At 54.0% G+C, this 8,778-nt stretch carries 5 protein-coding genes and 1 riboswitch; of the genes, 1 reads left to right on the top strand and 4 read right to left on the bottom strand.

Annotation, left to right across the window (positions count from 1 at the left end):
* A partial coding sequence (locus PEH01S_RS29010; protein ID WP_127489641.1) for a rhodanese-like domain-containing protein occupies nt 1-1,047 on the top strand: 1,047 nt, incomplete at its 5' end.
* A gap of 119 nt (nt 1,048-1,166) precedes the next feature.
* Here PEH01S_RS29010 and PEH01S_RS29005 read toward each other — a convergent pair.
* The 4 genes from PEH01S_RS29005 to PEH01S_RS28990 all read right to left on the bottom strand — a co-directional run bounded on the left by PEH01S_RS29005 (nt 1,167) and on the right by PEH01S_RS28990 (nt 8,776).
* Complete coding sequence (locus PEH01S_RS29005; protein ID WP_127489639.1) at nt 1,167-2,561, bottom strand: hypothetical protein; 1,395 nt, start codon at nt 2,559-2,561, stop codon at nt 1,167-1,169.
* Nucleotides 2,562-2,732: 171 nt separating this feature from the next.
* A complete protein-coding gene (locus PEH01S_RS29000; protein WP_127489637.1) occupies nt 2,733-3,530 on the bottom strand; it encodes a transglutaminase-like domain-containing protein in 798 nt (265 codons plus the stop codon).
* A gap of 14 nt (nt 3,531-3,544) precedes the next feature.
* Nucleotides 3,545-3,635: riboswitch (cyclic di-GMP riboswitch) on the bottom strand.
* A 46-nt stretch (nt 3,636-3,681) separates the two neighbouring features.
* Entirely contained in the window at nt 3,682-4,386 is a 705-nt protein-coding gene (locus PEH01S_RS28995) for a class D sortase (RefSeq protein WP_127489635.1), read from the bottom strand.
* 85 nt (nt 4,387-4,471) lie between these two features.
* Nucleotides 4,472-8,776, bottom strand: coding sequence for a SpaA isopeptide-forming pilin-related protein (locus PEH01S_RS28990; RefSeq protein ID WP_164828065.1), 4,305 nt, complete (start codon nt 8,774-8,776; stop codon nt 4,472-4,474).
* Between the last annotated feature and the right edge of the window lie 2 nt (nt 8,777-8,778).

The following is an 8,778-nucleotide window of genomic DNA, read 5'->3' as shown; positions in this document are numbered from 1 at the left end:
GGGGGCGCCGACGAGCCGATGGGCATTTTCACGGGGGACTTCGTCTTTGTGGGCGATGTCGGCAGGCCGGACCTGCTGGAGAAAGCCGCCGGACTTCGCGGGACGTCCGAGGCCGGAGCCCGGGCGATGTTCCGCTCGCTCCAGCAATTCAAGCGGCTGCCGGATTACCTGCAGGTGTGGCCGGCGCACGGGGCAGGCAGCGCGTGCGGCAAGTCGCTCGGCGCGGTGCCGTCCTCTACCGTTGGCTACGAGAAGCGGTTTAACCCTGCGCTGTCTTATACGGACGAAGAAGCGTTCGTTCAAGCGCTGCTTGACGGTCAGCCTGAACCACCGCGCTATTTTGCCGTGATGAAGCAGGTGAACCGGAAGGGACCGGAGCTGCTGAGTCGGCTTGCGGCGGTGGCGGAATTGTCATCGGTGGAAGCGGTGACCGCCTTGCTTGAGGCGGGTGCAGCGGTGCTCGACACTCGCCCCGCCCAGGAATTCGCCAAAGGGCATTTGGAGGGGACGATTAATATTCCGTATAACAAATCGTTTCCCAACTGGGCCGGCTGGCTGATTGATTACGAGCGGCCGCTGGCGGTATTGGCGAAGCCGGATCAATGGCCGGGCATCTTGACCGCTCTCCGATCCATCGGCATCGACAATGTGACTGGCTATATGGATGCGGGCAAGCTTCGAGCGGACGGTTCCTCGCGCCTGGAGTCGTATGCCGAAGCGACCCCGTCCGAGATGGCCGGGAAGGTGGAAGCGGGCGACGTGCATCTGGTGGATGTGCGGGGCTTGAGCGAATGGCAGGAAGGGCGCATTCCCGGGGCGCAGCATCTCATGTTGGGCACCTTGCCCGGCCGCTTGAGCGAAATCCCGCGGGATAAGCCGGTCCTGCTGCAATGCCGTTCGGGCGCGCGCTCGGCCATCGCCGCAAGCGTGCTGCAGGCCGGCGGGATCAAAGAGGTAATTAACTTGAGCGGCGGATACATCCGCTGGCGGGAAGAGGGGCTGCCGCACGAAGACGGTTCGAAGCCGCAGGCAGCCGGGAACCGGTAAGCGCATAAAACAGGGAAGAGGCATGGCGGGCTTCGTAGCCGCCGTTTGCGGAACGTTCGGATCCGCGGACGGCGACCGGCCCTCCAATGCCCCTTATTTTCAATCACGTTTACGCCTATTTATTTATAGCCGCCGAGCAAATAGTTGTAAAACGGCTCATCGACCCAAAAGCGGTAAGACTCCACTTTGGCGCCGGGCTGGATCTTTTGGAGGCCGGAAGCGATCTCCGCGGTTTTGTCCGACAGGGAGAACGTCTGTGCGTAATAGTGGCCTTCGGCCAGCTTATTGTTCGCGATTTCCTTGTACGCGTCAATCGGGGTGAGCGAATAGTAGAGCGGCTGCCACCAGGAGCCGGCGATCAGACCTTTGGCGTCCTCGCTGTTCTTTTTGGCGTATTGGAAAATGACGTCCTGAAATTTCGCTTTTTGCTCCGCCGTATCGAATTCGAAGGCAAGGTCATATTCCTTCGCATAAGCGATGTAGTTGCCGTTCTCGATCTGCACGACCTTGTAGCTGTCCGTTTGCTTCGGCTCGCCCCACTCCTTCAGGTAGACGAAGGCCGACGTTTTCGGCTCAAGCTGCACTTTGGCGTTCAAGCCCTCGCTGCGCAGCAGTCCGATCAGCTGCACGGCGTGCGTAATATCGTCGTGCCCGTAGGTCAGCGACCGCTTCGGGTCAAAGTCTGCGCTGTAGCGGGAATCCTTCAGATTGTAGCCGGTGATCAAGTTCTGCTTCAGCGCTTCGTCCACGACGGCTTGCAGCTCTTTCACCTGAATCAGATCCTGCGTTTGATACGCTTGGTACAGCTTGGCGAAAATATCCGCGTCAGCCACGGAGCCGATCGCATGCTTGTAAGCGCCTTTGAACGACAGAATGCTGCCGAGCAGATCGGCGGCCAAATCGTCGGAGGCCGCATCGCCGAGTCCGAACGAGCCATGCCATGCGGCAGGAAGCAGGCCCGTGTCCACGGCCGCCGCCAGCTCCTGCGCCGCTTGCTCTGACAATTTCGGATTGCCCGGATAGTCGATGCCGAGCTTGCGCAGCGCTGATTTAATTTTCGCTTCGGGGTATGTATAGGCGAGCTCCTCCAAATCTGCGGCTTTCAGCGCAATATAGACAGCCGCATCTTCCGTGAGGGGAGCCGCCGCCTGCAGCGTTCCGCCGGACAGAACACCCTTGTCGGCCAAAGCCTGAGCGGCCGCATAGGCAGGGTCTTCGGTCTTCAGATCGGTAAAACGGTTCTCCCCGTCAGAGGCGCCTCCGAGCTTCAGCACCTTCGCCACGTCCTGAATAAATTCGCCCTTCGTCGGCGCAGCCGGCAGCTCGATCTTGTACTGGTTCTGCAAAAAGGCTTTATAGTCCGCTGCCGAGGGAGACGATACCGCCGCAGGGGCCGCAGCCGCTTCCGCACGAACCGCCGTACCTCCGTACAGTCCGGAGTAGAGCAGAGCCGCCGATAAGCTGACGGCTGCGAGCGGGAATAACGTTTTCTTTTGATTAACCGAACGATGCATGGCGAAAAGCCTCCTCTATTAAAGTTGTTAATTCCAATAGAAAAACTTGTATTTGGATCATACCCCCTCGGGTCGCCGCTGTCAATATCGGTCTAGAAAAATGAAAAAAAGAACAACCGCATTTGGCATACGGTTGTTCGTGAAAAAGTCCGATTTGTTCTTAATAACGAACTAATAGACCTGAGTAATTGTGTAATCCGCCGGATTTTTAATCATCGGGGTTTCTTGGCCGTTTTGGACGAAGGTTGCATCGTACGTTGTGTCGATCGTGACCCATTGCCCGTTTAAATAAATTTGATTCCACGCATGGTATGTCGTCGGAGCCGAAGCCTCATACCCCATAACCAACCGGGTCGGGATATTCTGACTTCTGGCCATCGCCGCAAACATGGCCGCGTAATCATAGCATATGCCTTTCGACGATTCGTAAATGGTATCCAGATCGGGAATATAATCGGCTTGGACCGATTGAGCCTTCGCGAAATCGTATCGGATGCTTTGCGTTATGTACGAATAGATTGCCGCCGTTTTTTCCATGTCCGTCATGGCGGCGTTCGTCAGCTTGGTTGCCTGTACGACGGCTTTTGTATTGCTGTTCCAGTTAATCAGCGGAATCGATTGGACGAAAACCGCGTTTTCGTTTACCAAGTTCAGTTCGACGCTTTCCTTCGAAACGACTTTATATTTATTGTCGCTCATTAACTGCGCGACCAGGACGCTGTATGTGCCGTTGCCTCGCTGCAGCGGATATTGCGCCCCGTTCACCAGGTTATAGTCGTAGTTATCATTGCCCTTCGAAATGCGGACAATCGTTTTTACATCGGCAGGTTGTGCGGCCCGAACCGTGATGACTCCTTTATCCAGAGCGGTTCGGTCGATTTGGTAGTTTTCGGTTGCGGCATATGTTCCTTTTGGCGAACAGAACAGCATGGCTGTGACGAATGTCATCGCTAAAAGCTTTTTGAACATAAAAAAGCTCCCCTTTCGGTAACTGGCTGCCATCTTAGTTACCACACTAAGGAAGGCCCTGTAGCTTTGCGTCTCCAACTTTCGTTGGGTTTGCCTTTATCGGTTGAAAGCACCGAAAATATTTTTTATTTTATGCTTCTAGCATATCATATTATGGCTTCTCTATCAATTTCCCTTTTACAATGAGACGATGTGTCGGGTTTTCCATAGGATGACAGGTGATTAGCGTAATTTCCCGGTCTTTGCCGTTGCCTTTTAACACCCAGACGTCCTCGGGGAGAACGTACAGCTTCTCTTGGACCTCGTACCGGTACTGCTGCTTTCCCGTATCGACTTCGATGAGATCTCCTTTGTCGACTTCATCCAGTCGGTTGAAATTTTTCCCATACGTCAAGTTTCGGTGACCCGCAATCGCATAATTCCCGACGGCCCCGGGTTTCCCAGTTCCTGCGATGCTGGCCACGGAAAGCTTCAGATGGCTCACCGTTGCGTCCGTTATAATCGGCAGCTTCAGTTTAATCTTCTCGATGGTCAAAATGCCCTCGATTGGCTTCCCCTGAAAAGGGTCCGGTACGGATTCCGGTCCGGCATTCGAAGACTGCGGCTGAGGGTCCGCAGACGTTACGTCCACAGGAGCGGGATCGGGAGCAACGACTGCCGATACCGGTACGGGGTTAAGCGTATGCGGCTTTGGATCGGCGGTTTCGGAAGCTTGATCGATGCGCTTCAAGGCTTCCGTCCACTGGTCCATCATTTGCTGCTGCCGGTAGATCTCGTAGCGGTCCTTGACCGCAGGGTAGAGAAAAATCGCGACTCCCAGAAAAATGCATAGGATCGGCAGCGTTTTTTTGATCATTCAAGCTCCCTCCTTCGTCCTGACAAGCGACCTAACGCGCGCCGGAAGAGGCGCGCGTTAGGAAGAGTTTTGTAAGAAAAGCCGCCTAGGTGTTCTTCATCAATTTACGCCGCAGCATAAATCCGAAAAGGACCAAGGCAAGACCTGCCAGTTGGATGTAGACAGGGCTGGATTCTCCTGTTTTCGGCAGCGTTTCTTTTTTGGTTTTGTCGCTCGGCGGGTTGCCTAGCGGCACTTCACGTTGAACCAGGTCGATCGTCTCGTTCCCGTCCGGTTTTTCCGGAGCTTTCGGCTGGTCCGGCGGGGTCGTTTTATCCCCGTTTTGCGGTTGGTCAACCGTCGGCGGGCCTAGCGGCACCTTGATATTGCTATCGATCGTTTCCTCGCCGTTCGGTTTATTGCCGTCCGGTTGTACTCCCCCGGATGCCGGATTATTCGGCGTCGTTGTCGTTGTTGTCGTCGGCGTTGAAGACGAGCCCGACGAACCTGAACCAGACGAATCGGAATCCGACGAAGACGACGATGATTTCGCATTAGTTACCGTTAACGTATATCCGTCCGCGTTTTGAATCGAAACCGGATGCTCCTTGGAATCGAGCACATAGCCGGTCGGAGCTGCCGTTTCCTTGACGACGTAATCTCCTGCTGGCAGCTTATCGAACACGACCGTTCCGCTCGCATCCGTCGTTTTCGTGCCGATGAGCGTCAAGCTTTCGCCTTTCTTCTCATAGAGCTCGAAGGTTGCTCCGCTGAGCAGCAGCTCGTTTTGCGCCGAATCTACCTTTTTCACCGTCAACGAGCCTTGAACTGTCGGCGTTGTCGGCGTGGTCGGCGTGGTCGGCGTGGTCGCCTTATTGTTCGTGATTGTGAGCTTAACGTTGTCTGCGTTTTGAATCGAAACCGGATGCTCTTTGGAATCGAGCACATAGCCGGTCGGAGCCGCCGTTTCTTTCACGATGTAATCTCCTGCAGGCAGCTTATTAAACACAACCGTTCCGCTCGCATCCGTCGTTTTGGTGCCGATGAGTGTCAGGCTTGCATCTTTTTTCTCATACAGCTCGAAGGTCGCTCCGCTGAGCAGCAGCTCGTTTTGCGCCGAATCTACTTTTTTCACCGTCAACGAGCCTTCGATTACCGGCGGTTTCGGCGTTCCGGACTTGACGTTCGTGACCGTCAGCTTCACGTTGTCCGTGTTTTGGATCGAAACCGGATGCTCCTTGGAATCAAGCACATAGCCGGTCGGAGCTGCTGTTTCTTTTACCACATAATCCCCTACTGGCAGCTTATCGAAAGAGACGGTTCCGTTTGCATCCGTCGTTTTCGTGCTGACGAGCGTCAGGCTTGCGCCTTTTTTCTCATAGAGCTCGAAGGTCGCGCCGCCGAGCAGCAGATCGGATTGCACCGAATCGACCTTTTTCACCGTCAGCGAACCTTTAATTACCGGCGGCTTCGGTGTAGAGGACTTGGTGTTGGCTACGGTTAATTGGAAGCCGTCTGCGCTGTTAATCGATACCGGATACTCTTTGGAATCGAGTACATAGCCGTCCGGAGCCGCCGTTTCCTTCACAACGTAATCCCCGGCGAGCAATTTCTTGAATACAGCAGTTCCGCTCGCATCGGTTGTCAGCGTGCCGACAAGCACTTTATCCGAGCCGGATTTCCGGTAAAGCTCGAAGGTTGCCCCGCCAAGGCGGGTTTTGTTGTCCGATGCGTCCACTTTCACGACGGTCAGTGTACCTCTGACCCCGCCGATCGTACCGGATCCGCTGCTGACTCCGACGACGATGCTGGTGGACGTATCTTTGGTCACCTTAATTTCATTCGTGCCTGTAAATTCGATTTTGTTGGATACTTTGTCCTGATCTTTGGCAACGATCAAAGATTGATACTCCAAAATCGCTGCGGTGGACAATGTTTTCAGGAAGTTCAATTCGAAAGACTGCTTTCCGTTGTCGTCCGTCTTAAGTTCCAGCGAATAATCCACGTCTTTGACCAGTTCGGCTCCCTTGGATACCTTACCGTTGGCGTCTACTTTCGTCGCAAACAATTTGAACGTACCCGGCAGCAGAAGCTGGTTCTCGGATGGCGTATCGACGATTTTGGCATTGGTTACCGTGGATTGTCCGCGGTTAATGAGAATCGTCCAATTGATTTTGTCGCCGTTTTGTGTACCGCTCTTGTTCAAGTATTCGCCGCCGTTAGGAATGTTGACGGAAGCCGTCAAATTTTTCGATACCGGCGTTGTTCCATCGAATACGGTTGCCGTGTTGTTCACTTTACTGTCAATAAGCTTTCCATCGAGACTTGTCTTGAAGACGATATAGTATGGAGCCGAAATAGGCTTCAGGAAAGTCACGGTCAGCTTATTGTCCTTACCGACCGTATAGTTATAATACGTGCTGTCGACAACGGTTCCCTGCGACGGATTGCCGTTGGCTGCGATATTCATGTTGTATACGGCAAGCGAGTTGTCGAGCAGCTTCTGGCCGGACTCAAGCGTATCTTGAACGACTGCCCCGGCAAGCGTCTTGCCGTTATAGTTCACGCCAATCGTCCATGTAATTTGTTTCTGAGAGGCGTCGTAGACACCGTTTTTAAACCCGTTGTTCTTTACTTCGTTCCTAGGATCGAACGTGGCGGATACCGTCTTCGTCTGTTCCTTGGAATTGCTGTCGACCCACGCGACCGTAGCTTTATTCGGAAAGCTCGTCGCATTGTTGGCGAGCCAATCCATGTTGAACTCGGTGCTGTAAGTAATCGTTACAGGTTCATACAACGCTCGATTAAACGTAATTGTAAAGCCTTGATCCGCCGATACGGAGGCGTCCACGGTATAATCCGCCGCGTCCATCGGCTTGTTCCCTTCCGTAACGGCCAGCGATCCCGGAATGAGACGCAAACCCTTGTTAGGGAAAATGTCTTTCACGACTACGTTGGTCATCGGTTGGCTGTCCTGGTTTAGCGTAATGCTCCAGGCTGCCGTTTTGGCTTGGTAATCCACCGCCCCGACGCGCTTGGTAATAATGACCTGGTTGATGGTGCGTTCAGCCGTGCCGCTGTCTCCGCTCCCGGAAGTCACCTTGTTCGTTATTTTAGCGCCGTCGATCACGCGCTGTTTGGCTTTCGTTTGGTACTTGATTTTGTATGCGGACGAGATGTCCTGCAGGAACTGCAGTTTAAAGCCGCTGCTTCCGGTTGCAGTCTCCGGAGTTACCTTGTAGCTGGCCGCAGGCAGTTCAGCACCAAGCTTCTCGCTGCCGTTCGAGTCGAGCGTCACCGGGTAGACATGGAGCGAACCTGCTACCAGCTCCTGCGTATCGTTAAACAGATCCGTCAAGAAAGCGTTGGCTTGGACGATCGACTTCTCGTTGTAATTGTACTTGATTTCCCAGTCGATCGTTTGCGTCTTAGAATCGTAGTGCGTCGACTTTTTGTCCAGAGCCGTGCCGTGCTGCACCTTAACGGTGGCCTCGGCGCTGACCGGCTGCTTGTTGCTGCCTTCAAAGGTCGCCTTGTTCACAAATGTAGCTTGGTCCTCGTCGGTAACCGGCGTCGTGTACTGAATACGGTACGCCGTACGAATCGGACTTTCATTAAAGCTGAGCTTCAGGACGTTGCCCGTCGTGCTCAGGGTGTACTTGCTGCCGTCTACCGGCGCGCCCTGAACCACTTTGCCGTGCAAGTCTATGTTAAGCTCGTAAACGGCGACGGTGACCGGAGCACCCAGCCCGGCTGGAATCGGATCGGTCACGACCGCGTTCTGGACAGCGGCCAGCTCTTTGTTCACATCTACCGTCCAATCGATGCTTTTCGCATTGTAGCCTTTCGCTACGCCGCTTTTCCCGATGGTTGAATCAACGTTCGGCTTAAAGTGCAGCGTAAAGACCTGCTCTCCGCCTTTCACCGGAATTTTAATAATTTGCGTCGTGCTGCCATTAATCACCTGCATATCGAACGCCGTCTGGAAAGTCAACGTTCCTCTGACATCCGACAGGTTCTCGATCATCTCCAAGGTCATGATAACCTCATGGGTATCCTTGATGACCTTGAACTTCCCGACAGCTTCGTCGCCCGATATAAGCGGCTGTTCGGGGATATCGTTGTAAAGCTTGAATTGCTCCGGCAGCTTGAACGTGTACGTATCTCCGTTCTTGTAACCGTGGCCGTTAGGCAGGGACCAGGTATAGTCCAACTTCACCTTCGAGCCCGGCTCGTAAACGTCCTCCGTTACCACGTTACCGGACTTGTCGTACACTGCCATCGTTACGCTATCGATAATGTTGCTGGAAATCGGGGCTGCGTTGACTTGCGGCGTTAAGCCGAATGCATACAGCCACTGCATCATGATCAATAGAGCAACGAGCAGCGTACTGATCTTTTTCTTTGCCATTA

Source organism: Paenibacillus ehimensis NBRC 15659 (assembly GCF_004000785.1).
GTDB classification, from domain to species: Bacteria; Bacillota; Bacilli; order Paenibacillales; family NBRC-103111; genus Paenibacillus_G; species Paenibacillus_G ehimensis.
This window is presented reverse-complemented; position numbering and strand designations above follow the sequence as displayed.

Bases quoted from the DNA above. Each gene is read 5' to 3' on its own strand.
- PEH01S_RS29000 (WP_127489637.1), bottom strand. From the start codon at position 3,530: ATGTTCAAAAAGCTTTTAGCGATGACATTCGTCACAGCCATGCTGTTC.
- PEH01S_RS29005 (WP_127489639.1), bottom strand. From the start codon at position 2,561: ATGCATCGTTCGGTTAATCAAAAGAAAACGTTATTCCCGCTCGCAGCC.
- PEH01S_RS28990 (WP_164828065.1), bottom strand. From the start codon at position 8,776: ATGGCAAAGAAAAAGATCAGTACGCTGCTCGTTGCTCTATTGATCATG.
- PEH01S_RS28995 (WP_127489635.1), bottom strand. From the start codon at position 4,386: ATGATCAAAAAAACGCTGCCGATCCTATGCATTTTTCTGGGAGTCGCG.